Raw genomic sequence first — 22,853 nt, 5'->3', positions numbered from 1 at the left:
CTCAATTCAGTTTTACACCTTAAGAAGCCGCTTGTAAGATTGTCTCCCCAAGCGAGGCGCGCATTCTACAGACATGAGTTACACCGTCAACACTTTATTTCAAATAATTGCCAAATTTAATTCAGTTGCTGGTTTTTCAGTCTGATCGGGTGAAATTAAGGCAGAATGATAAGAATACCCGCGATAATCACTTCACTCACCGCCGAATAATAGACAACCGTCAGGCAGTATTCACTTAGCAATTAGTCGTAGTTAGTTATTAGTGAGTGAACCGTGATTTTAGAATCAGCCATTAGCTAATTAACTGAAGGATTGTGTTTAGTCAGATATTGGTTACTATTGTTACTGGGTAATTGATGTTTACACAACATTAACACTAACAAAGTCATTTACCCTGACAAATTACAATAATTATAGTTAAAGGATATCTCATGCCATTTTTCTTACCAAGCCTGGCGATTGGCGCAATTGTCGGTGTTGCAGGCTACTTTCTATTAGATTTCGGTCTTCTTGCCATCAACTCCCCTTTCGCCTTTCTACTAGGGTCCATCATTACTGCATTAATTCTTTCTTTTATGTCCGGTACTTCAGCGAGCAACCAGGACGATAGCGACGCAGATTCAGAAGTAGCGACGTTATATGTTGGAAATCTGCCATACCGCGTCAACGAACAAACCGTTAAGGACTATTTCGATAAAGTAACCAACGTAAATTCGGTGCGCTTACTTCGCGATCGCAAAACCGGTAAAAGGAAGGGATTTGGATTCGTTGAAATTCCTGCGAACGATGTAGACAAGGTTGTCAAAAAACTAAACGACAGCGAGTTTGAAGATCGTACCCTGAAGGTACGAATCGCTAAAGATCGAAATGATAAAGAGGAATAACACTTTTTATCAGCATTAATATTAAGAAAAGCGCCCCCCGGCGCTTTTCTTTATTCTGAAACTCTATTCACATCAGCGGCTTTTGCCTGATTTTCCTTTTCTGATAATCCATTCAGCAAGCGCTGATTAAATTCCTGAAAACGGTTAAAGGCTTCCAGCAGTTCCGGGGTCTTAATATTTTCAACTTCACTAATAAGCCCATTAACCAGTTCATCAAAGGTATTTCGTTGTCCAAACAACTCATCATTCTGATCCAATGTATCCAATAAATTATCAAGATATTGGGAGATGGTTTTGATTGCAGGTTTATCTGACTGGTTATCTTCGTCTTTATAATTTGAAACCTGTTCATAGCGCTGCACGGTTTCCAACTTTTCAGTGCGTGACAATTCCAGCGCAAACCCGGCAATTTGAGAATCATCCAGACCGATTTCACTGGCCTGATTAAATGCCTTTTGAATATCGCCATTAAAAAACTCATCCACCAGACCCGATGTCTGTTCTACAAATTCGGCGATATCTTCCAGTTCTTCGGCACTCAACTCACCTTTCACCGAAAAACTAAAGCGCTCAGCCTGAATAAATTCATATGATTGCTGGGCACCAGCAGTCAGTTCAGAATTCCCGCCTTGTTGCTGTTCAGATTGTTGTTTGATAAACACTTCTTGTTGCGCTCTAAAGCGCTGAATAGTCTCGAAGGAAATCTGGACTTCATCGCCATCGCGGGTAGTCAGCGTTAGTTCACTACTATTTTGTTGTTCAGCCGATACACTCTGTTGGGCTGTAACGGACTCTGCCTCTGCTTCACCAAAATATTCTTCACGTAATTCATCTAAACCTTTGGTTATCGCTTTAAGACTATTGGTTATGCCTTCGTCCAGTTCTTCATTCATAAATGCAGCCAGATCTTTTCTGGCCTGAGAAATGCCTTTTTCTACGCCTTTTTTGGCTTGCTCAAACATTTCGGTCAGCTTTTCATCATCGGCACCATTTTGCTTAGCCAGTTTCAATGCACCACCAATGAATGTCAGTACATTTTCTGCAACTTCTTCAAAGTCAAAAGGCTTATTCTGAGGCCGGGGTTTTAAACCTGCCAATAACTCCTGCTGGCCTGAAAAGACAATGGTCTGATCAAAGTTAGTCTGCAAAATACGTGATGCTGCAACTGACTTAGCATTATTACTCAAGGAGACCTGTTCAGCCGCCAATTCCTTTAAAGCCTGATTTTCTCCCGCTGTTGCCAGCTTATCAGGCGTTACCTTTTTATTTTCCACCGGGGCCTTTTCAGAACCAGTGGATTTGATATCACCTAAGTTCATGACACTTTCCTCATTTAACCTCATCCCTTTTATCGGCTTCCTCTGATTAGATTTTAGTCGCTAATTAAAAGAAAGGCACAGGCAGAGGTGAACAGGGTAAAAATATGGTAGTATGCGCGGCTATTTCAATTTTATTTATCAATTTCCCGGCGACGACTTTCTATGCAGCAGATTCCCAGTGATCCTGATGTTTATCAGACACAACTTTTAGAAAAGCAAAAAAGACTCAGTGAACTCTTCAGTCCTTTTTTCGACGGAGAACTGGCCGTTTTCGAATCCCCTTTGCAACACTACCGCTCCAGAGCAGAGTTTAGGGTGTGGCATGAAAACGATGACCTGTATCACATCATGTTTGACCAGAGTACTAAGGAAAAATACAGAGTTGACCAGTTCCCGGTAGCAATCGAAACCATTAACGAGTTGATGGTGTCGCTGTTATTGCATATTAGGGAAAACCCAATACTCAGACGCAAGCTGTTTCAAATCGATTATTTAAGTGGTTTGAGTGGCGATACGGTGATTTCGTTATTGTACCACCGTCAGCTTGACGAAAGCTGGGAAGCAGAAATAGCAAAATTAAAAGCGAAACTTAGCACAACACACCAGGTTAATTTCGTTGGCCGGGCCAAAAAACAAAAGCTGATAAAAGATCAGGATTTCATTACTGAGTCTTTAAAGGTATTCGATAATGAATATCAGTTTATGCATGTTGAAAACAGCTTTACCCAGCCCAACCCCTACGTAAATCAATCAATGATTGAATGGTGTATTGACAATACCCGAGACAGAAAGTCTGGCGATCTTTTGGAGTTTTATTGCGGTGCAGGAAACTTCTCAATACCGTTGGCGCAAAACTTTCGCAAAGTCGTCGGTACCGAGATTTCCAGAACATCGGTAGCTGCAGCAAACCACAACATTAAGCTTAACGGCGTTGACAACGTCTTTATCGCTCGTATGTCCAGTGAAGAATTTACCCAATACTATCAAACAGGCGAGAGCAAAAAGCGGCTTGAAGGAGCCGGGTTAGAAGACCTGGCAATCTCCACGGTGTTGGTAGATCCTCCCCGTGCCGGAATCGATGATGATACCCTTGAGTTGATTCGCGCATATGATGAGATCATTTACATTTCCTGTAACCCGGAAACCCTGATTGAAAATGTCACTACGCTCAGTTCCAGCCATAGCGTGGAAAAATTAGCGTTGTTTGACCAGTTTCCTTATACCCATCACATAGAATCCGGTGTCATTCTCAGAAAAAAATAGCGTACAGTTGTGCGCTACTCACTGTGATCTGAGCGTGCAAACCGCAACGCGCCAATGGCAATAAAGCGCAATTGCTTTTCCACTCTTCTGGCCAAAAATAACTTCTGTTCGGCTGTCGCATCAATGGCCTCGGCACCGGCACTAAACACAATACGAACCATAGCTTCAGCCTGAAGCCCTGACATTTCACGACTCATTTTGGTGGTGGCCACCGTGTAATCCGTTAACTCCTCAACAAAATGGGCTATTTCTCTTTGCACTGCCGCCCTGAATGCCTGTGACGTACCGGTATGCTCACGCAGGAGCAGTCTGAAAACATTGCTGTTGGCAGACACGTACTCCATAAAGGTGGCTACCGAGGTTTGAATAACACTGCCGCCCGATTCTATGCGAATACGCGCCTGACGCATCAGTTGCCTCAACGCTAACCCGGCTTCATCCACCAGGGTTAAACCCAATTCGTCAATGTCGGTAAAATGGCGATAAAAAGACGTTGGCGCAATCCCGGCTTTACGCGCCACTTCACGCAAGCTGATACTGGAGAGACCTCGTTGTTCATCCATGATGGAAAACGCTGCATCAATAATGGCTCTGCGCGTTTTTAACTTTTGTTCCTTACGATTCAATCGACTTCCCCGAATTAGATCTGCAATGGGTTAACGGTTTCAGGTTGCCAATATTAGTTGAAGACACTAAAATTAGCGAACACTTGTAAGCTAAACTTTGAAAATGACTAAACCACCTCTTATTCTCGTAAACCTATTATTCTTTATTTTTACCGCCGCCGTCGCAATTTTTGTGGTGCCAATCGAAGCGTATTTTAACAGTTTTGACTGGAAAGAGGTGACTGCTTGTATCGCATTGATTTGGATGTCCGGGATGTCAATCACCGCTGGCTACCATCGCCTTTGGTCTCACAAAGCCTATGAAGCGCATACAATAGTCAAAATCTTTTACGCAATATTCGGAGCGATGGCCGTACAGCGCAGTATTCTGCACTGGTGCTCTGACCACCGTATCCATCATCGCCACGTTGACGACAATGACAAAGATCCTTATTCGGCGAACAAAGGATTTTGGTTTTCTCATTTGGGCTGGATGTTACGTGATTACAAAACGAATCCTTTTGAAGATTATGCCAACTGCCGCGATCTACAAAAAGACAAGGTGGTTATGTGGCAGCACAATAATTACGGCAAAATTTCGCTGGCCGCCAATATTGGTATCCCGGCGTTGTTAGGCTGGTTAAACGGCGATGTTATTGGCATGCTTTTATTAGCCGGTGTATTGCGCCTGGTGGTAGTGCATCATGTCACCTTTTTCATTAATTCGTTGGCCCACCTTTGGGGAAGACAGCCCTATACAGATCAAAACACTGCAAAAGATAACGACATTCTGGCGTTTTTTACCTTTGGTGAGGGTTACCACAATTTCCATCATATTTTTGAATACGACTATCGCAATGGTATTCGGTGGTGGCAATTTGATCCCACCAAGTGGTTAATCAATGGATTGTCCTGGTTGAAATTAACTTATAATTTACGCCGCTGTCCGGAAGAGCGCATTGAAAAAGCACGTATTGCCATGCAATTGCGATATGCAACCCAAAAAACTCTGAGCTTGTCGCCCCCAAATAAAGAAGAAATTTTAGGTAAGCTTCAGGCGGAATATGATGCGCTGATGGTGAAGATGACAGAATTCTACCAGGCCAGAAAGTCTTTTATGGATCTGAAGAAACAAGCGCTTATCCAGTCTTATGAGGGTTTGGAAATACGCTATAAATACAAAGAACTAAAAGCCTCTTTGGAAGTGCAAAAGAATAAATGGCTGGATCTAAGCCGAATGCCCCTTCAGTATGCCTGAATCCTCCGGGCCGTTGCAAAAACGGCCCATACTTAGCTATGATTGTCGATAAGCGCTTGAATTGGAGACAAAAATGGCTAAGCGAGCAAGTCGAAAAAGAGTACCCACCAAACCCAAGTATCAATTTGATGCCATAGTTATTGGAACTGGTCCTGGCGGTGAGGGTGTCGCCATGCAATTAGCCAAAGCAGGTAAGAAAGTTGCGGTTATCGAAAAATATGAAATGGTGGGCGGCGGCTGTACTCACTGGGGCACCATTCCTTCCAAAGCGCTAAGACATTCTGTGAGTCGTCTGATCGAATTTAACGGAAACCCACTGTACAATGACGGTGAAAAAGCCCACCATCTGACCTTCGAACAAATCCTCAATCACGCGACGTCAGTCATCCGCAAACAAACCCAATTGCGAAGAGGCTTTTATGAACGAAACCGGGTCACCGTGTTGCACGGTGAAGCTTCTTTTGTTGATCAGCACACGCTCAGGATCAACCACGATGACGGCTCAGTGGAAACACTGACAGCTGAACAGTTCGCGATTGCTACCGGCTCGCGTCCGTATACACCGGTTGATGTCGATTTCAATCACCCACGTATTTACAACAGTGACACCATTCTCTCGTTAAACCATGACCCCAGCAATATTATTATCTATGGCGCCGGGGTAATTGGTACTGAGTATGCCAGCATATTTCGGGGGATGAATGTCAAAGTCGACCTGGTGAATATGCGCGAAAGATTATTGTCGTTTTTGGATGCTGAAATCTCCGATTCCATCAGCTATCACCTCTGGAACAGCGGCATCGTAATTCGCCACAACGAACAATACCAGGCAATTGAAGGGCGCGAAGACGGTGTTGTATTGCACTTACAGTCTGGTAAAAAAATGAAAGCGGATTGTTTATTGTTTGCCAATGGTCGAACAGGTAACACCGATATGCTGAATCTCGACGCCGTAGGATTGAAAGCAGATGGGCGAGGCCAATTGAGTGTTGACGCCAATTATAAAACCGAAATAGACAATATATATGCGGTGGGTGATGTGATCGGCTACCCCAGCCTGGCCTCCGCAGCATACAATCAGGGCAGATTTGCGGGCGAAGCCATGTTAAAAGGTGAGAGCCACTCCACCCTGGTAGAAGACATTCCAACGGGAATTTATACCATTCCGGAAATATCCTCTGTAGGCAAAACAGAACAGGAACTGACAGCCCTAAAAATTCCTTATGAAGTTGGCAGAGCACAGTTTAAACATCTTGCCAGAGCGCAGATCGCCCACAGTCTGGTGGGTGGATTAAAAATTATTTTTCACAGAGAAACAAAAGAAGTACTGGGAATTCATTGTTTTGGAGAAAGGGCTTCTGAGATTGTCCACATCGGACAAGCAATTATGCAGCAAGGAGGTAGTGCCAACAACATTGAATACTTTGTTAACACTACCTTTAACTATCCCACAATGGCTGAAGCCTATCGGGTAGCTGCAATCAATGGATTAAACCGACTTTTCACCTGATGGTTGTTCGGCTTGCTCTGATTGCTGCTGCACCAGAGCACCACTGGCTTTATCGTCGTCATGAGCGATAATGTGAATTTCCATTAGTTCTGGATAAAATTGCATGGTGGCCATTGCATTGCCGCCAAGCTCTCCCATTTCAGAGTGAAAGCTCACCTGGAAATCTTTAAATTGAACATTGTTTTCGATTGTCTGAGACAAACATTCAGCGTTCAGCGTTAGCTCTTTCGACTCAACGCATTTAAACAAGTTGTTGTTGCTCGGCTCAGCCTCGGCAAATGACAATGTACTAACGAAACTTAATGCTAAAATAAGCATGGATTTGCGCATCTTTACCTCCGGAATAAGTGCCAATCTTGATATTAGCGTAACACATCCAATTATTAATGTAACCGTTTTTGATTATATTCTTTTTTTATATGACTAGTTTAAAACAGAGAATAAGTGAATGTAAGCTGTGTGAAGCATGTCTTCCCTACCCTGCCAAACCCATTTTTCAGTTCAGCTCCAAGGCAAAACTGATCATTATTGGACAGGCTCCGGGTAAACAAGCCCATGACAGCGGCACCCCGTGGAACGACCAATCGGGACAACGTTTAAGAGCCTGGCTGAGTATAAGTAATACTTTGTTTTACAACGAAAATGTTGTTGCTTTGGTGCCAATGGGTTTCTGTTTTCCGGGTAGCGGAAAAAGCGGTGATTTACCGCCCAGAAAAGAATGCGCACCCACCTGGCATCCGCTTTTGCTTTCGTCTTTTTCAAACCAGGTACCACGATTATTAGTTGGCAGTTACGCGCAAAACTACTACCTGAACGACAAACGCTCACTAACTGAACGTTGCAAAAACTGGCGAGACTATGGTGAAAATACGCTGCCGTTACCTCATCCATCTCCCAGAAACAATATTTGGATAAAGAAAAACCCCTGGTTTGAAGCAGAGGTTTTACCTGAATATCAGCGTATTGTTAGTTCAATTCTCAGTCAGTGCTAAGGATTGTATTTGGATAAGAACTCAATAAGATCATCATAGGGCATGGGCTTAGCGAACAAATAGCCCTGGGCTTCATCACAACCAAGATCCAGCATGTATTTTGCCTGCTCTCGTTTTTCCACGCCCTCGGCGATTGTTTTGAGTCCCAGCTTTTGGCCCAGTGTTACGATAGTCTCTGCAATAAATGCCTGCTTTCCGGGCTCCACTTCTTTCACAAACGCCCGATCAACTTTCAGTCTGTCTAACGGAAGCTGCTGTAAATAACTCATTGAAGAAAATCCGGTACCAAAGTCATCAATCGCGATTTGAATGCCATTGCTCTTCAGGTCTTTCAGTGATTCGACCACCACCTGAGGATCATCCATAACCAGACTCTCGGTAATCTCCAGTTCCAGATTTCGCGGTTGAATCTCTAACTTATCTAAGGTGGATTTTATCAATGGGACAAATTTTGGATCCCGGAACTGCGGCATAGAAATATTGACCGCCACTCGGAGATCTTTATATCCCAATGTTTCCAACTCTTTTAACTTTTCGCAGGATTCCAACAAGACCCATTCACCGATTTCGATGATTAGGCCAGAGTATTCTGCCAATGGCACGAAAACCGCCGGTGAGACGTAACCACCTTCTCTCGACGGCCAGCGCAGTAAAGCTTCCATCCCCACCACTTTTTCCGTTTTCAGATCGATCTGAGGTTGGAACCAAACCTGAAGTTTACGCTCAGCAAAATCAGCGCGTAACTGTCTAATCATACCCAAACGCCAGGTGGTTTTTTCCTCCATTTCCGGCGCGTAATACTCATAGTTGGTGGTGATATTTTTCTTGGCGCGGTTAAGCGCAATATTGGTTTGTTTTAACAGGTTAATACCACTGGCGGATTCCAGTAATCGGGTCAGTCCTACTGTGATATTCACCGGTAAGGTGTGATCTCCGGCCTTAAAGGGCGTGGAAAAGGCTGCGTCTATGGTTTTCGGCGTTATGTTGGTACTGTTGCCAATTACGCCAAACACATCCGCGCCAATTCTGGCCATCATACAGGTGTCGCCAAAGCGCTCCATCAACCGCTCAGCAACAGCAATCAGCAGGTTGTTACCTACCTCTTGCCCCAGCCCATCATTAATATCAGAAAAATGACTGATATCAATTAACGCGATCACTTCCGCGTCAAAATCGTTGTCCATGCGGTTGAGCTCATCAAGCATATTAATGAACTCATTCCGGTTAGGGAGTCTGGTTAAATAATCCCTGAACGCAGCATTGCGCAATTGGTGGAACAGATTCACATTTTCATAGCCCACAGAAACACTGGACAAGAAAACTTCCAACAACTGTTTATTTACCTCGCTGATTTCGCTGCCAGCCTGAATGTAAACCGCAGCTTCGTAACCAGAACTGTCCATGTAAAGAACCGAGAAATCTTCACCAAATATGTGGCTCTTATTTTGCAAACATTGGGTGACATGCATCACTATCTTATCGTTGTGAATGCTTTCCAGTCGCTCATTGATAAAGGTGGCAAAATCTCCCGCTGCACCCAGCACGTATACACCGTCTTCGTCTTTATCCAGCACGGAGCCGGCCCGGGCACATAACACGCCTCCGGCTTCCAGCCCAATTAACGAGCTAATTTGTTCGACCACGCCTTCGCAGAAGCCTTTTACTGAGTGCTCTTCAAGTAAATTAGCCGCAGAGCCGATGATTTTTTCCAGGCCTTTGCGACTTTGATTAATGGTGAGTATTTGTTGGTAGGAACGCAACGATGCGATAATCGTGGTTACCAGCTTGCTACGGGTTAATTCCGTTTTAGTTTTATAATCGTTGATGTCATATTCTTTAATGACACTCTCTTCCGGAGCATAGCCTGGTTGGCCGGTTCTTAAGATAATCCGGGGTTCTTCAAGATGCATGTCTTCCCGCATCTTTTTGGCCACCTGTAATCCTGAATCGTCTGACTCCATCACGACATCAAGCAACAAAACTGCGATTTCACTGCCTTTTTCGCTCAAAAACTTCAGCGCTTCTTCGCCAGAGTAGGCATGGTGAAAACACAAACCTTTACCATTAAGCACTAAATCAGACAGTGCCAGTCGGGTTACTGAATGAATTTCCTCATCATCATCAACAACCAACACATGCCAAACTCCGGACACCCCGGATGACGCTTCAAGCTCGGCGTCTTCTTCGTCCAGGAAGATTAACTCATCATTCTCGTAATCAGTGGGACACATCAAATTCTTCACTAAATATTATTATAGTAAGCCTGATTTTAACCAGCTCTCCTTGCACTACCGTTCTGAAGAGCTTCGCAGAACTCTGCTTTTTAGATCATATTGAACTTACCTTAGCCTAAACTTGAAAAAAGAGAAACATCTATTCCAACTGAATTGTGTGATTTCATCAGAATGACTTCGAGATTCATTGAATTTAACCGGAATACAGGGTACAAAGTTGCTGCTGTTCCCTAGAATTTTTTGACGATTACGCAGCTAAACAACCAGCGAATAATTGGTTTAGTACAATCAAAGCAACGCAGTAAGAACTCATGACCGATATCAGAAGTGTTACCAGTGGCACACAGACACCGGCATCAACCATCAAAAAAAGCACCAGCGTCAGCAAAGAAGCGACTGACACTGCCACACCACCCACCAAAGAGCCTAAACATACGCAACCGGTGACGTCCCGTATCCATAATTGGTTTGCGCAGGCTGGTGTCAACGCCAAAAAAAATGAGGGTTTTGAGCGAGATATTCATAAAAAAACAGAAAGACGCAGAGTTATTTCGGAACAGCGTAAACTGCAAAACCTTGAAAACGTCATGGAGAAGGCTCTGGAGTTTTGCCCCGATTCTGAAACCGCAGAAAGTATTGATCCAGACTGGTTTTTTAGCTTTGTGAACATGGCCGAAGATATTTATTCCTCTACGATGCAGGAAATCTGGGGCAAGATATTTGCAGTTGAGGTGAGTACCCCGGGCACATTTTCTATCAGAACCTTACGCACACTGAAAGAACTGACGCAACGTGACGCCAAAATGTTTCAGGCAGCGGTCAGTATGGCCTCCAGGAAAAAAGGGGAGTACAGCCCTAAAATACTGTACGGCTACTACCAAAAGCCCTCATTTATGCGCTTTCTTAAGCTGCACAAGAATCATCAGTTAAATCTGGCTGAATTTGGTCTGCCGTACCCGGATATACTGTCGCTGATGGATGCCGGGTTAATATATAATTCAGAAATCGAGTCAGGTGAGCTCTCAACTCACTCCAGATCAGAGTGGCGTTTAGGCAGTTCGGTTATTCATCTCTCACCCAAACGCAGCAGCCTGTTTTTAAATTACTATAAATTCACCCCTACTGGGGCAGAACTCAGCAAGCTGGTTTCAAGCGATATCAATCAACACTATGTGGAAAAGCTGAAATCCTTTTTGTCAGCCGACTTTGAGGTGGTTTAGGCATCATTGCCAGAGTACAGCGCTACCTGTAAGACTATATACCATCACCAAATTCATGCAAACCACACTCTCTTTTTAAGCCAAAGAAACGCGTGTCTTGCTCGCTCATGCCCGCTTCTAGCGGTCTTGTAGTATGCCAGTCGCCTACTGACACATAGCCTTGTTCCCAAAGGGGGTGATAAGGCAGGTTGTGTTCTTCAAGAAAATAATGAACATCTTTATTGGTCCAGTCCAGGATTGGATAAACCTTAAACTTATTATCAACCACCTGAAGCACTGACAAGGTATTGCGTTGATCTGATTGCGTGCGACGCAATCCGGCAAACCAGCTCTGAATTTGCAGCTCTTCCTGCGCATTGCGCATCGGTGTCACTTTATTCATGTGGTTATATTTAGCTAAACCTTCTTCACCTTTTTCCCACAACTTGCCAAAACGCGCTTCCTGCCAGGCAGGTGACAGATTGGCGCGATAGGTTTTTAAATTTAACCCTAAGCGCTCCGTCAGCTCATCGGCGAACTGATAGGTCTCCGGAAACAGATAGCCGGTATCCGTAAATACCACCGGAATATCCGGCATTTGCTCGGTCACCAGCTTCAACATAACCGCCGCCTGGATGCCAAAACTCGAAGACACCATAAAGTTTTGCGGCAGATGCGTTGCAGCCCATTGAATTCTTTCCTGCGCAGTGGAGCTCTCCAGCATACTATTGAGATCCTGCAATTGTTCCCTGGAAACATCAGCAGGATTCAATTTGTTACCCGGGAGATCTGCAACCGGATTGAGTGCAGCATTAATCATAAAAGTCTCTCGCTGAATCAATTACGGGTTTGATTACATCAACCCGAATGAGGAAGTCACCAAAGCGTTCATCCGCATTTCGCTCAATAGCCCAACGTCCAACCAACTCATCCAAATCGGCAAATATTTCATCTTCAGAAATGTTTTCTTTATACATCCGTGGGATACGGGTACCGGTATAATCACCGCCTAAATGCAGGTTGTACTTACCCGGTCCTTTCCCGACCAGGCCAATCTCCGCCAACATGGCACGACCACAGCCATTCGGGCAGCCGGTGATACGGAAAATTATTTCTTCTTCTGCAATGCCGTGTTTCGTTAAGATGGCTTCCAGACGATTAACGGCTTCCGGCAAATAGCGCTCTGCTTCTGCCATCGCTAAGGGGCATGTTGGCAGTGACACACAGGCCATAGAGGCTTTTTGCTGCGCAGATACGTCATCTTTGAGCAAACCGTGCTGGCGAGCCAATTGTTCAATGGCGGCCTTATCTTCGGTTGCAACACCGGCAATGATCAGGTTTTGATTGGCGGTCAGTCGGAAATCACCTTTGTGGATTTTCGCAATTTCAGCGCAACCCGTTTTTAACGTGGCATTATCAAAATCTAGAATACGGCCATTTTCGATGAAAACCGTCAAATGGTGTTTGCCATCGATACCTTCAACCCAACCGATACGATCACCACGGGCAGTGAATTCAAACGGTTTAGCTTCCGCGAAGCTGACACCGGAGCGACGTTCCACTTCAGCTTTAAACACATCGACACCAACGGCCTCAAGTGTATATTTAGTTTTGGCATTTTTACGCTGACTTCGGTTACCCCAGTCACGCTGTGTGGTAACAACCGCTTCTGCAACTTTCAAAGTATCTTCTTTGGCGATATAGCCAAAATTGTCTGCCTTGCGTGGATAGGTTTCCGTGTCACCATGGGTCATCGCGAGGCCGCCACCCACCAGCACGTTAAAGCCCACCAATTTGCCATTTTCGGCAATAGCGATAAAGCTCAGATCGTTGGCATGAACATCCACATCGTTTTGTGGCGGAATAGCCACGGTAGTTTTGAACTTTCTGGGCAGATACTTTTCTCCCAGGATCGGCTCTTCATCTGTGGTTTCCAGTTTTTCCCCGTCCAACCAAATTTCGGCGTAGGCGCGCGTTTTCGGAAGTAAGTGTTCACTAATCTTTTTAGCCCACTCATAGGCTTCCTGATGCAATTCAGATTGATATGGATTCGAAGTACATAGTACATTCCGATTCACATCCCCTGCCGTCGCGATGGAATCAATACCTACTTTGTTTAGCGTCTGATGCATCAGCTTAATATTAGGCTTAAGCACACCGTGAAACTGAAAAGTCTGCCTGGTGGTCAGTCGAATACTGCCATACAAAGAATACTCATCAGCAAACTTGTCAATGGCCAACCATTGTTCAGGATTGATGATGCCGCCCGGCAAACGGGCTCGCAACATCACATTATGCAGCGGCTCCAGTTTTTGTTTTGCACGTTCAGCGCGAATATCACGATCATCTTGCTGATACATACCGTGAAAACGAATTAACTGAAAATTGTCCGGACCAAAGCCACCAGTGACATCATTTTTCAGATCTTCAGCGATAGTGCCACGCAGAAAATTACTTTCACCCTTCATGCGCTCATTGGGTGACGGTTTGCCGTGATTGTTTCCGATACTCATTAATATACGTCCTTCTGATAGCGTTTTGCTCTGCGCAGATCGTTTAAATATTGTTCCGCATCTTCTGCAGATTTACCGCCATGTTCAGCAATAATACTCAGTAGCGCGTCGTTGACGTCTTTGGCCATGTGAGTTGCGTCGCCACAAACATAAAAGTGGGCGCCTTCTTCCAGCCACTGCCACACTTCCTTTCCGTTTTCTAACAAACGATGTTGGACATACACTTTTTCAGCCTGATCCCGGGAAAACGCCAGGCTGATTTTGTCTAATGTGCCTTCGCTCAAAAATCGCTGCCACTCAACCTGGTAGAGGAAATCCTGAGTAAAATGTGGGTTGCCAAAGAACAACCAGTTTTTGCCTTCAGCTTCCTGGGCTTCACGCTCCTGCATAAAGGCTCTGAATGGTGCGATGCCGGTGCCTGGCCCTACCATAATCACGGGCGTATTAGGATCGGTTGGTAAACGGAAGTTAGCGTTTTTCTCAACGTAAACTTTAACCTGCTGACCTTCTTCCAGGCGCGTTCCCAGGTAACCAGAAGCGCCGCCCTGATGGGTAAAACCAAACTTGTCGTACTCTACCAGGGCAACGGTCAGATGCACTTCATCTTCGACTTCCGCCTGGCTACTGGCGATGGAATATAATCGCGGCATCAGTGGTCTCAAGGCGTCCACTAATTGTTGCGCAGTGATCGCAGAAGGGAATTCCTTAACGATATCGACAATTTGTCTGTCGGCCAGATATTCGCGCAGCTGTGCTTTATCGGCCAATAATTCTGCAACTTTTTGATCACCGCTAAATTCCGCGTACTTTTGCACAAACCCGGGGTAGCTCTGCGTTAATTCAAGTTTCTCTTGTAAAGCCGATTGCACTGTTAATGTTTCATCTTTGATGGATACTTCTGTATCGGCATCGATATTCAGCGTATTTAAAATATCCGCCACCAGCGCGGCATCGTTTAAAAACCACACTCCCAGTGCGTCACCTGGTTCATACTGAATCCCTGAATCCTCAAGCGAGATTTCGATATGACGTATGTCTTTTACCGAATCGCGGCCGGTAATTTTAAGGCTTTCGACCAGCTCAGCTGGAAAGGGATTTTTCTTGGAGTACTGCTGAGCAGCATCTTGCGTATTGTTACCGGCAGCTAACTGCAGACCCGGCATAGGCACAACCGCTGCGGATTTAAAGTCTTCCTGCAACTTGGCTTTGACCTGATTGCTCCACACATCAACGTCTGATTCAAAATCTACGTCACAATCGACCCGTGGTAATAATGCTGTAGCACCCAGTTTGGCCAGGCGCTCATCAAAGTCTTTTGCTGTCTGGCAAAAGAACTCGTAGCTGCTGTCACCTAAGCCCAGAACGGTGTACTTGAGACCGTCGAGTTTAGGCGCCTTTTTGCCGCCTAAAAATTCGTGCAATTGCACGGCATCATCAGGCGCATCACCTTCGCCATGAGTACTGACAACAATAACCACGTGGCTTTCGTTTTTGATATTTTTAGGTTTGTAATCAGCCATGTTTAGCAGCTTAGCGCTTAAACCATCGGCTTTTAATTTGTTGTGGTATTGCTCAGCGACACCTTTGGCATTACCGGTTTGAGAGCCATATAAAATCGTCACGCTTTTATCTGCCACGGCAGCGCCTTGTGGTTGAGGTGCAGCACTCACCTGACCGGCTTGTGCTAAGCCAGCTAAATAGCCGCTTGCCCACAATAATTGTGAAGCGTCCAATCCTGAAGCCGCAGTATTTAATTGCTGCCATTGGTTCTCATCTAATAATGCAACCGGCGAATAGGCCGGATTTCCTGAAGTAGCCATAATAATTATACAAACCTAATAAAACACCATACTAGGTTAGCGTTACTTATTCATAACTTGAAAGAATTAAAGATGATTTTTAATAACCAAAAAGATTAACGAAGCGTGAAAGAATTCGTCAGGTAGGGATCAGCAATTTCATCGGAGCGCTGCCGTGGTTTGTCAGAACAACACAACAGTCTCCGAACTCAGGTTAGCCTCTTGCAAGCAACTCGGACAAATCAATAATAGCGGCATTCGCTCTGGAAATATAGTTGGCCATTACCAGTGAATGGTTAGCCAACACGCCAAATCCACTGCCATTCAAGATCATAGGACTCCAGATAGTTTGTTGCGTTGCTTCTAACTCGCGAATAATCTGCTGCAGACTCACCGTGGCATTTTTCTTTTCCAATACATCGGCAAAATCAATTTCTACCGCTTTGAGAAAATGCAACAAGGCCCAACTTGCTCCGCGTGCCTCATAAAAATAGTTGTCCAGCATCCACCAGCTGGTTTTTACCTGTAAACGCCCGGAGGAAGGTGTTGACTGTCGGGCATCGGGGTCTCCGGCCAAATCCGTGTTTATTCGTTCCTGGCCTACACTGGCACTTAACCGTTGAGACAAACTGCCTAAACGCTTTTCAACCTGTTTTAACCATTCCCGCAAATTGTCAGCGCGGGCGTAAAATTGTGCATCGCCGCGATTGGGATCTTGCAAATCCAGCAGATAGTCATTGATAGCATCAAATCCTTCCCGATATTTTGACTCTGCAGACGGCAGTATCCAGTCTCGGTGACTGGTATTAAGTGGCGGTTGAGCTTTTGCCAATGCAGCGTTTTCTATTGATTGTGACTGAGAGCGGCTAAAATCTTTGCGCATTGCCAGAGTTAAATCTCTCACCATTTCCAATGCGCCAAATTCCCATGAAGGCATATCATCCATAAAAACAGAAGGCGGAATCACGTCATTGGACAAATAGCCGCCGGGCTTATCTAACAAAGTACTTCCAACTTTCACCAACGTTGCGGTAAGTGTTGCTCCCGTTACAGAAGAAGCGTTAGGTGATTGTCTGACATCAAAAGTGTCAGGCTCATTACTCCAATAAAAAACCAACAATACGATAATCACTAACAAGGTAGATACTGACGCGATTATCCACCGACGATCCAGTTTTTTGTCCATTCTGCATTCTCCAACTTCAACAGGCACTCTGTTACAGAGTATATATCGCTATCGACTATGATGCCGCTTGTTTACCTCCCCCTGCAACCAAATACAGGATTAGCGCGATAAATAATACCGGCCAAAACAAGCTTAATCCGATAAAAAAGACACCAAACAGTGCCGCACCCAACCCCAAGATTAACGCCCCGATCAGGCTCACCGCCAGCAAAAACCCCATCAGAATTAACGCACCGGCAACGACACAAAATACGATAGCATTGATAAAGGGATCAACAATATAGGCACCATCCAGGTGAAAGATGAACCAATGTTCAGATAATTCACCAAAGACAAAGAAGATCCCCATCAATATTAAAATTGCGATCACAATAGTTTTCATGATGCCTCCTGCGTCCCAGCCTAGCGACTGGGCAACAGTAGTGTAGCGACAATATAAGCAATGAGTATCGCTGGCGGAAAGGCCAGAAATGCCAGCACTGTCGCCAGCCTCACCATCCACGCTTCAACGCCGTAATGATGAGCCACGCCGGCACAAACCCCCATAACCTTTCTGTTAATACGACTCTTATAAATGCGATTTGATTCATAATAATTTTTCATGGCTAGTCTCCACTATCGGTATCAGGCAACTTTCTTTTTCAATTCAGCTAATTCCGCTTCGACTTTGTCGTTTGACTCCAGTTGCGCAAACTCGGCATGTAAGGAACTACCTGATTGTGAGGTGAACTCGTAAGCATCTACTTTGGCCTCAAGTTCGTCTATTTTGCTTTCGTAACTTTCAAATCGGTGTAGTACATGTTCAACATTGTAAGTTTCCACCTGCTTTTTTACTTCCAAACGGGTTTTGGCATGTTCAAAACGGGTCTGCATGGATTTTCTTTTCGCTTTGGCTTCCGCCAGCTTCGCCACCAGACGAGCACAATCTTCCTGAATTTTTTCCAGGTTCTCTGTCACCTGACTGTTTGCAATAGTGATGTGCTCAATTTCTGATGCCACTTTTTGTTTTTCGATTAAGGCGGCCCTTGCCAGATCTTCCCGGTCACTTTCAATGGCTTTTTGCGCTTTTGCCTGCCAGTCTTCCGCTGTTTTGGTAAGGTTGCGCAATTTGCGCTGAATGGTTTTTTGTTCGGCTAAATGTTTGGCGGCGATGGCTCTGATTTCTACCAGGTTTTCCTCCATTTCGGAAATAATCAGAGATAAGAGTTTTTCCGGATCTTCAGCCTTATCCAGCGCTGAATTGATATTGGCTTGTAATATGTCAGACATTCTTGAAAATACACCCATGACAGGTCTCCTTGCTTATTAACTTGTTATTCAACTGTGTTTCGTAATACAGAAATGTATTTACAATCCATGTGCCAGCTTTGAAAAACTTTTAAAGCATTGTTTTTAAAGTGTTTTTTTGAATATCACAAAAAACATCGTATTTCATTCAAACAAGCAAAACAAAATTTTAGTGATATTTGTCAACAATGAGTGAGATTCGCCAATATTTCTTTTGGTCTCTTAAAACAGCTGTCTTAAAAGCACAACGGGCAGTATTACAAGCGGTTAAAAACACCAGAACAGGCAAGTGGAATTGCTGTGAAAAAATGGAAATGGTTAAGATTGAAACGCAGGAACAAACGAGGGGAAAATAAAAAAGAGAATACCAGGAAATGATATTCTCTTTAACACCGCCTTTGGTGCTTATCCGGTCGCATGTTGTGCAACATGCTGACCAGAAAAGCGCTTAAACCAAAGGTTAAAACAGGTGCCATTAAAATGGCCAGTAAACTAACAGAAGAAACCATAGCCAGCCCCTATTCGGCGGCATCAGTGACATCAGATGACGACACAGTACTGTCAAACGTGATCAGCACTTTGGTTTCCACGCCAATATCTTCCAGTTCCACTTTGTGTGAGGTGTTTAATATATCGCTGTACACCTCATTTTGCACTTCGTAGCTGGTACTGCTGGTTGCAGAATAGACATAAAAATCTGTCACTTCACTCAATGACACTTCACCGGCAGTCGCTACACCTGAAACCAAAACGCCCGCACCTAAAACCAATAACCCTTTTACTTTGCCTAACATGACCTTTACTCCTGAAACAATGAACCGAACTGATTTACCCAATATGTCGCGTCTTGCGATGAAAAGGTTTTAGCGATACTTGTGCCAAAAATAATAAATTTTATAAGCCTTTGTTTTTAAAAGAAAATTATTTTTACAGATATAAAGCACATTGAAGTTGAACTAGTGCTAAAGTCTAATGCCTGGTGAAATTAACCAGGCATGTGGTTAATTTCACCAAGTTAACAGAGTGGGCTTTACAAAGCCGTGCAGGCAACTGACAATATTGTTAAGTTTCCTTAGAAATTACACAACAGATGAAAATAGCGCTTGCGCAAATGCACGTCGTTCCCATGGAACTGGAAAAAAACCTTCAAACTATGTTGCGCATGATTGATGACGCAAAACAGCAACATGCCGATGTCGTGGTTTTTCCGGAGCTGTGTATCAGCGGCTACCTGCTGTCTGATCAGTGGCTTAATCGACAATTTTGTCAGGATCTAATGCAATATAATGAACGCCTGCTGGAAGCCAGCCGCGGCATAACCCTGATATATGGCAATATTTGCGAAATACCCAGTAATGAGGCCGGTGGATTCCACCCCAACAAAGATGGCCGCAGTCGCCTGTACAATGCCGCCTATGTGATGCACGATGGTGCCTATGCCAAACGACCTGAAAGCACCGAATTTATACTGCCGGAAGGCATTCACCCTAAAGCATTGTTACCCAATTACCGTTTCTTTGATGATCAGAGATACTTTTTTTCTTTAGTGGATGTCGCTCAAGATTTTGCCGTTCCGGTACACACGCTGGCACAACCTTTTGTCATTCCCACAGCCGGTGGCAATGTCAAAATTGGCGTAGAGGTGTGTGAAGATCTCTGGTGTAAGGACTACCGAATCCAGGGCGAAAGTGTCAATGTTTCAAAATATCTGATCCAAAATGGCGCTGAAATGTTAGTCAATATCTCTGCCTCTCCCTGGACATTTCACAAAAATGACGCGCGGGACAGACGATTGCAATTCCTCAAAGCGGAAATAGAACAGGCAGATCTGCAGTTTGTGCCTTTTTATTACACCAATAATGTTGGCGCACAAAATAATGGCAAAAACATTATCACCTTTGATGGTGATACCTCCGCCTATAACCACAATGGACAACTGGCGGCCAACAGTGCAAAACCCTTCCGGCAAACCCTGTTATTAGTGGATCACGAAGCGATAAATGATATGCGTGTCGGCCGCAGCGAAACCGATAAAATCGCACAAAAATATCAGGCGATTGTTACCGGATTACGTCATATCCCTGAACTGCTGGGTTGGCAGGAAGACCCCAAATTCGTTATTGGACTCAGTGGTGGCGTAGACAGTGCGCTTGTGGCCTGTTTGCTGAAACTGGCCTTCGGAGCTGACAATGTCTGGACTGTGAACATGCCCACACAGTATAACTCCAGCAAAACCAAAGATGCCGCCGCCTGGATAAGTAAGAAACTGGGTGTCCGGCACATCGTGGTGCCTATTCAGGCTCTGGTAGAAGAGCAAATGTCAGTATTTGCGCAACTGGATGCCAGCTGCGAGTCTCCGGACTGGATGAGAAAACTGTCGGACGAAAACATTCAGGCTAAAATCCGTGGCACCAGCATCCTGTCAAATATTGCCGGCCGTTACGGACGCATGTTCACCAACAACGGTAACAAAGTGGAAATCGCACTCGGTTACGCTACATTGTACGGTGACGTGGGTGGAGTTATTGCCCCTATTGGCGATCTGACTAAGGCGGAAGTGTTTGACATGGTACGCTACCTGAACCGACAGGTATTTAAGGATGAAGTGATCCCCGAAAGTCTGTTACCCGACGATCAGTTTCGCTTTGCCGAAGAAGCCATTGCCCCCAGCGCTGAACTCAGAGATGCCCAAATAGATCCCATGAAGTTTGGTTATCACTGCCAATTGCTGGAAGCCTGTACCTCGTTTCAAAAAGTCACCGCAGAAGATGTGATGGGCTGGTATCTGCAAGGCTGTTTAGCGAAAAAGCTGAACATGGATGAGGCGCTCATTCCCCGTTGGGGTATTGATGATCCCGGTACCTTCATGCAAGATTTAGAATGGTTTTATGACGGGATCCGCAAAAGTGTGTTTAAGCGAATTCAATCCCCCCCTATCGTGTTAACCAGCCCCTCAGCCTATGGCTTTGATATTCGGGAAAGTCAGTTGCCCAACTACCAGGGCGAGAAGTATCAGCAGTTAAAGCAACAGGTACTGGCCATGCAACAATACTCAGAGCAAGCCTGAATCGGGTTGACCAAATCAACATTGACTAAATTAAAATTGGCTAAATTACGCCAGGTATTCCTCACGGGTTTTTAGTTTGGCGCGGGTGCTCAACATGGCATCCAGCGCATCCGTAAGCACACTGGCCTGGGTGCCCGGTTTAATGGCGTTTTCACTGAGATGACGACGCCAAACCCGTGACGCCGGTTGCCCCTGGAATATCCCCAGCATATGACGAATAACATGCCAGGCTCTGCCTCCAGAAGCTATATGACGCTCTACATACGGCATCATCTGTTGCACCACAGCCTCGCGGGTCAGCTCAGCAGTCTGCGCAAATAGCTTAGATTCTACCTGAGTTAAGATCCACGGATTGCTATATACTTCGCGGCCCATCATCACCCCATCAGTGTATTGCAGATGGTTGTGCACATCTTCCAGGGTTTTAATACCGCCATTAATACTGATGTGCAAATCCGGGAATTCCTGTTTCAGTTGGTAAACACGTTCGTATTTAAGCGGCGGAATTTCCCGATTTTCTTTGGGACTGAGTCCCTGCAACCAGGCTTTGCGGGCATGAACAATAAAGTGCTGACAACCGGCTTCAGCCACAATATGGATAAATCGGGTAAGATCTTCATACTCGTCCATATCATCAATACCAATACGGGATTTTACCGTTACCGGAATATCAACCGCCGCCTGCATGGTTGAAATACTGGCCGCTACCACATCCGGTTCGGCCATTAAACAGGCACCAAAGCTACCGTTTTTAACCCGATCAGACGGACAGCCCACATTGATATTCACTTCATCATAACCAAGCTGCTGTGCCCGCTCTGCACAGTAAGCCATGTCTTTGGCTTCAGAACCCCCCAATTGCAATGCCACCGGATGTTCTTCGCTGTTGAATCCCAGATAATCCCCTTTGCCATGAATAATGGCGCCGGTCGTCACCATCTCGGTGTACAGCAACACATTTTGACTCATCAAACGATAAAAATAGCGGCAATGACGGTCAGTCCAGTCCAGCATGGGTGCAACGGAAAACTTGCGCGCAGTGTTAATATCGGTATTTGCCATCAGGTTAATTGAGCTTCAGTTTAAAAACGGGCACGAAGTGTACAACAAATACCCAGGTTATCGCAAAAAATACACTGAATTTTCCGATAATTCAGCGCACAACAGACACCTGTTCCCCGGTTGTGATCACTCAGAGCGGGTTACCGGAAAGCCCTTGTTCATCCAACCGAAGATACCTTCGTACAAGACCGCGGTGTTTTCAAAGCCCATGTTATTCAGTTGATCCACCAGGTATACGGAGGCCGCCCTGGGACAAGAACAATAGGCCACGATTTGTGCATCTCTGGGTAAGTCCTTCACTTTATCGGCCAGATCAGTGTAATAGGGAAATGGAATACTGCCTTCGATGTGCGCGCGTTGCCACACCGAGGGAACTCGGGTATCCAGAATTACCATTTTGTTTTTAGCCTGCATCGCACTGTAAAGCTGTTCGGAATCAATAAACTGGCCATCTTTGAGCTGCCAGCGGGGATTGTCGTTATCGGGATTCTGCACATACTGGTCGGGAGTGGGAATGGGCCGCAGCGGCATTTTTTGCTGTACCCAACCGCTGGCTTTGCTACGGATAAAGGCGGTGACATTGTCAATGTCATCTGCAGACGGCGTTTTTCAAGGTAGTTGTCGCCTAAGCCGTTAAGCTGCTTCTTTTTTGCTCTCCGGATTAAGTTCCACAAC

At 45.1% G+C, this 22,853-nt stretch carries 22 protein-coding genes; 8 read left to right on the top strand and 14 right to left on the bottom strand.

What is annotated here, in order from left to right:
• Nucleotides 1–431 precede the first annotated feature (431 nt).
• A complete protein-coding gene (locus tag AC0J20_RS21355) occupies nucleotides 432–884 on the top strand; it encodes an RNA recognition motif domain-containing protein (RefSeq protein ID WP_229531131.1) in 453 nt (150 codons plus the stop codon).
• A 50-nt stretch (nucleotides 885–934) separates the two neighbouring features.
• On the opposite strand, the gene AC0J20_RS21350 is transcribed toward AC0J20_RS21355, so the two are convergent.
• Nucleotides 935–2,203: a DUF5610 domain-containing protein gene (locus tag AC0J20_RS21350; protein ID WP_473023300.1), complete on the bottom strand. Its 1,269-nt coding sequence runs from the start codon at nucleotides 2,201–2,203 to the stop codon at nucleotides 935–937.
• A gap of 162 nt (nucleotides 2,204–2,365) precedes the next feature.
• Between AC0J20_RS21350 and trmA the strand changes: the two genes are divergently transcribed.
• Complete coding sequence (trmA, locus tag AC0J20_RS21345) at nucleotides 2,366–3,466, top strand: tRNA (uridine(54)-C5)-methyltransferase TrmA (protein WP_473023299.1); 1,101 nt, start codon at nucleotides 2,366–2,368, stop codon at nucleotides 3,464–3,466.
• A 14-nt stretch (nucleotides 3,467–3,480) separates the two neighbouring features.
• Here the strand turns inward: trmA and fabR are convergent, their stop codons facing one another.
• Nucleotides 3,481–4,092 (bottom strand): HTH-type transcriptional repressor FabR, encoded by a 612-nt coding sequence (fabR, locus tag AC0J20_RS21340; protein ID WP_229531134.1) that lies wholly within the window; start codon nucleotides 4,090–4,092, stop codon nucleotides 3,481–3,483.
• Nucleotides 4,093–4,195: 103 nt separating this feature from the next.
• On the opposite strand from fabR, the gene AC0J20_RS21335 reads away from it, so the two are divergent.
• Nucleotides 4,196–5,329: an acyl-CoA desaturase gene (locus tag AC0J20_RS21335; protein WP_473023298.1), complete on the top strand. Its 1,134-nt coding sequence runs from the start codon at nucleotides 4,196–4,198 to the stop codon at nucleotides 5,327–5,329.
• A 73-nt stretch (nucleotides 5,330–5,402) separates the two neighbouring features.
• Nucleotides 5,403–6,839 (top strand): Si-specific NAD(P)(+) transhydrogenase, encoded by a 1,437-nt coding sequence (gene sthA, locus AC0J20_RS21330; protein WP_229531136.1) that lies wholly within the window; start codon nucleotides 5,403–5,405, stop codon nucleotides 6,837–6,839.
• On the opposite strand, the gene AC0J20_RS21325 is transcribed toward sthA, so the two are convergent.
• A complete protein-coding gene (locus AC0J20_RS21325) occupies nucleotides 6,819–7,169 on the bottom strand; it encodes a pyridine nucleotide transhydrogenase (protein ID WP_229531137.1) in 351 nt (116 codons plus the stop codon). The two genes, sthA and AC0J20_RS21325, sit on opposite strands and share 21 nt — an antisense overlap.
• A gap of 89 nt (nucleotides 7,170–7,258) precedes the next feature.
• On the opposite strand from AC0J20_RS21325, the gene AC0J20_RS21320 reads away from it, so the two are divergent.
• Nucleotides 7,259–7,831 (top strand): uracil-DNA glycosylase family protein, encoded by a 573-nt coding sequence (locus AC0J20_RS21320; RefSeq protein ID WP_473023296.1) that lies wholly within the window; start codon nucleotides 7,259–7,261, stop codon nucleotides 7,829–7,831.
• On the opposite strand, the gene AC0J20_RS21315 is transcribed toward AC0J20_RS21320, so the two are convergent.
• Complete coding sequence (locus tag AC0J20_RS21315) at nucleotides 7,828–10,062, bottom strand: bifunctional diguanylate cyclase/phosphodiesterase (RefSeq protein ID WP_473023294.1); 2,235 nt, start codon at nucleotides 10,060–10,062, stop codon at nucleotides 7,828–7,830. The two genes, AC0J20_RS21320 and AC0J20_RS21315, sit on opposite strands and share 4 nt — an antisense overlap.
• A 314-nt stretch (nucleotides 10,063–10,376) precedes the next feature.
• Here AC0J20_RS21315 and AC0J20_RS21310 point away from each other — a divergent pair, with 314 nt between their 5' ends.
• The gene (locus tag AC0J20_RS21310) at nucleotides 10,377–11,285 is read left to right on the top strand and encodes a TIGR03899 family protein (RefSeq protein ID WP_229531140.1); all 909 of its coding nucleotides are present in this window, start codon (nucleotides 10,377–10,379) and stop codon (nucleotides 11,283–11,285) included.
• A gap of 34 nt (nucleotides 11,286–11,319) precedes the next feature.
• On the opposite strand, the gene AC0J20_RS21305 is transcribed toward AC0J20_RS21310, so the two are convergent.
• The 7 genes from AC0J20_RS21305 to pspA all read right to left on the bottom strand — a co-directional run bounded on the left by AC0J20_RS21305 (nucleotide 11,320) and on the right by pspA (nucleotide 18,049).
• Entirely contained in the window at nucleotides 11,320–12,084 is a 765-nt protein-coding gene (locus AC0J20_RS21305; RefSeq protein WP_229531141.1) for a phosphoadenylyl-sulfate reductase, read from the bottom strand.
• Nucleotides 12,077–13,777: an assimilatory sulfite reductase (NADPH) hemoprotein subunit gene (cysI, locus tag AC0J20_RS21300; protein ID WP_473023292.1), complete on the bottom strand. Its 1,701-nt coding sequence runs from the start codon at nucleotides 13,775–13,777 to the stop codon at nucleotides 12,077–12,079. The genes AC0J20_RS21305 and cysI overlap by 8 nt, the downstream gene beginning before the upstream one ends.
• Nucleotides 13,777–15,597 (bottom strand): assimilatory sulfite reductase (NADPH) flavoprotein subunit, encoded by a 1,821-nt coding sequence (locus tag AC0J20_RS21295; protein ID WP_229531143.1) that lies wholly within the window; start codon nucleotides 15,595–15,597, stop codon nucleotides 13,777–13,779. The genes cysI and AC0J20_RS21295 overlap by 1 nt, the downstream gene beginning before the upstream one ends.
• A gap of 193 nt (nucleotides 15,598–15,790) precedes the next feature.
• Nucleotides 15,791–16,762, bottom strand: a complete 972-nt coding sequence (locus AC0J20_RS21290; protein WP_473023290.1) for a DUF2333 family protein — start codon at nucleotides 16,760–16,762, stop codon at nucleotides 15,791–15,793.
• A 55-nt stretch (nucleotides 16,763–16,817) separates the two neighbouring features.
• Nucleotides 16,818–17,144, bottom strand: a complete 327-nt coding sequence (locus AC0J20_RS21285) for a hypothetical protein (protein ID WP_229531145.1) — start codon at nucleotides 17,142–17,144, stop codon at nucleotides 16,818–16,820.
• Nucleotides 17,145–17,164: 20 nt separating this feature from the next.
• Nucleotides 17,165–17,365: a PspC domain-containing protein gene (locus AC0J20_RS21280; RefSeq protein ID WP_229531146.1), complete on the bottom strand. Its 201-nt coding sequence runs from the start codon at nucleotides 17,363–17,365 to the stop codon at nucleotides 17,165–17,167.
• 21 nt (nucleotides 17,366–17,386) lie between these two features.
• Complete coding sequence (pspA, locus tag AC0J20_RS21275; RefSeq protein ID WP_473023289.1) at nucleotides 17,387–18,049, bottom strand: phage shock protein PspA; 663 nt, start codon at nucleotides 18,047–18,049, stop codon at nucleotides 17,387–17,389.
• A 188-nt stretch (nucleotides 18,050–18,237) separates the two neighbouring features.
• Here pspA and AC0J20_RS21270 point away from each other — a divergent pair, with 188 nt between their 5' ends.
• A complete protein-coding gene (locus AC0J20_RS21270) occupies nucleotides 18,238–18,405 on the top strand; it encodes a hypothetical protein (RefSeq protein WP_473023288.1) in 168 nt (55 codons plus the stop codon).
• 162 nt (nucleotides 18,406–18,567) lie between these two features.
• On the opposite strand, the gene AC0J20_RS21265 is transcribed toward AC0J20_RS21270, so the two are convergent.
• Entirely contained in the window at nucleotides 18,568–18,843 is a 276-nt protein-coding gene (locus AC0J20_RS21265) for a hypothetical protein (protein WP_473023287.1), read from the bottom strand.
• A gap of 296 nt (nucleotides 18,844–19,139) precedes the next feature.
• Between AC0J20_RS21265 and nadE the strand changes: the two genes are divergently transcribed.
• The gene (gene nadE / locus AC0J20_RS21260; RefSeq protein ID WP_473023286.1) at nucleotides 19,140–21,116 is read left to right on the top strand and encodes an NAD(+) synthase; all 1,977 of its coding nucleotides are present in this window, start codon (nucleotides 19,140–19,142) and stop codon (nucleotides 21,114–21,116) included.
• Between the two features lie 45 nt (nucleotides 21,117–21,161).
• On the opposite strand, the gene dusA is transcribed toward nadE, so the two are convergent.
• Nucleotides 21,162–22,178, bottom strand: a complete 1,017-nt coding sequence (dusA, locus tag AC0J20_RS21255; RefSeq protein WP_473023285.1) for a tRNA dihydrouridine(20/20a) synthase DusA — start codon at nucleotides 22,176–22,178, stop codon at nucleotides 21,162–21,164.
• Between the two features lie 126 nt (nucleotides 22,179–22,304).
• Complete coding sequence (locus tag AC0J20_RS21250; RefSeq protein WP_473023284.1) at nucleotides 22,305–22,709, bottom strand: rhodanese-like domain-containing protein; 405 nt, start codon at nucleotides 22,707–22,709, stop codon at nucleotides 22,305–22,307.
• Between the last annotated feature and the right edge of the window lie 144 nt (nucleotides 22,710–22,853).

This window comes from Planctobacterium sp. R6, assembly GCF_055755215.1.
The sequence above is the reverse complement of the archived record's forward strand: the minus strand, read 5'-3'. Positions and strand labels throughout refer to the sequence as shown.

What these genes read in the sequence shown, in the direction of transcription:
- AC0J20_RS21320 (WP_473023296.1), top strand. Translation starts at nt 7,259, where the DNA reads ATGACTAGTTTAAAACAGAGAATAAGTGAATGTAAGCTGTGTGAAGCA.
- nadE (WP_473023286.1), top strand. Translation starts at nt 19,140, where the DNA reads ATGAAAATAGCGCTTGCGCAAATGCACGTCGTTCCCATGGAACTGGAA.
- AC0J20_RS21305 (WP_229531141.1), bottom strand. Translation starts at nt 12,084, where the DNA reads ATGATTAATGCTGCACTCAATCCGGTTGCAGATCTCCCGGGTAACAAA.
- AC0J20_RS21295 (WP_229531143.1), bottom strand. Translation starts at nt 15,597, where the DNA reads ATGGCTACTTCAGGAAATCCGGCCTATTCGCCGGTTGCATTATTAGAT.
- AC0J20_RS21285 (WP_229531145.1), bottom strand. Translation starts at nt 17,144, where the DNA reads ATGAAAACTATTGTGATCGCAATTTTAATATTGATGGGGATCTTCTTT.
- AC0J20_RS21265 (WP_473023287.1), bottom strand. Translation starts at nt 18,843, where the DNA reads ATGTTAGGCAAAGTAAAAGGGTTATTGGTTTTAGGTGCGGGCGTTTTG.
- cysI (WP_473023292.1), bottom strand. Translation starts at nt 13,777, where the DNA reads ATGAGTATCGGAAACAATCACGGCAAACCGTCACCCAATGAGCGCATG.
- AC0J20_RS21270 (WP_473023288.1), top strand. Translation starts at nt 18,238, where the DNA reads ATGAGTGAGATTCGCCAATATTTCTTTTGGTCTCTTAAAACAGCTGTC.
- AC0J20_RS21355 (WP_229531131.1), top strand. Translation starts at nt 432, where the DNA reads ATGCCATTTTTCTTACCAAGCCTGGCGATTGGCGCAATTGTCGGTGTT.
- AC0J20_RS21310 (WP_229531140.1), top strand. Translation starts at nt 10,377, where the DNA reads ATGACCGATATCAGAAGTGTTACCAGTGGCACACAGACACCGGCATCA.
- AC0J20_RS21350 (WP_473023300.1), bottom strand. Translation starts at nt 2,203, where the DNA reads ATGAACTTAGGTGATATCAAATCCACTGGTTCTGAAAAGGCCCCGGTG.
- AC0J20_RS21325 (WP_229531137.1), bottom strand. Translation starts at nt 7,169, where the DNA reads ATGCGCAAATCCATGCTTATTTTAGCATTAAGTTTCGTTAGTACATTG.
- dusA (WP_473023285.1), bottom strand. Translation starts at nt 22,178, where the DNA reads ATGGCAAATACCGATATTAACACTGCGCGCAAGTTTTCCGTTGCACCC.
- AC0J20_RS21315 (WP_473023294.1), bottom strand. Translation starts at nt 10,062, where the DNA reads ATGTGTCCCACTGATTACGAGAATGATGAGTTAATCTTCCTGGACGAA.
- AC0J20_RS21250 (WP_473023284.1), bottom strand. Translation starts at nt 22,709, where the DNA reads ATGCCGCTGCGGCCCATTCCCACTCCCGACCAGTATGTGCAGAATCCC.
- AC0J20_RS21280 (WP_229531146.1), bottom strand. Translation starts at nt 17,365, where the DNA reads ATGAAAAATTATTATGAATCAAATCGCATTTATAAGAGTCGTATTAAC.
- trmA (WP_473023299.1), top strand. Translation starts at nt 2,366, where the DNA reads ATGCAGCAGATTCCCAGTGATCCTGATGTTTATCAGACACAACTTTTA.
- sthA (WP_229531136.1), top strand. Translation starts at nt 5,403, where the DNA reads ATGGCTAAGCGAGCAAGTCGAAAAAGAGTACCCACCAAACCCAAGTAT.
- AC0J20_RS21335 (WP_473023298.1), top strand. Translation starts at nt 4,196, where the DNA reads ATGACTAAACCACCTCTTATTCTCGTAAACCTATTATTCTTTATTTTT.
- pspA (WP_473023289.1), bottom strand. Translation starts at nt 18,049, where the DNA reads ATGGGTGTATTTTCAAGAATGTCTGACATATTACAAGCCAATATCAAT.
- AC0J20_RS21290 (WP_473023290.1), bottom strand. Translation starts at nt 16,762, where the DNA reads ATGGACAAAAAACTGGATCGTCGGTGGATAATCGCGTCAGTATCTACC.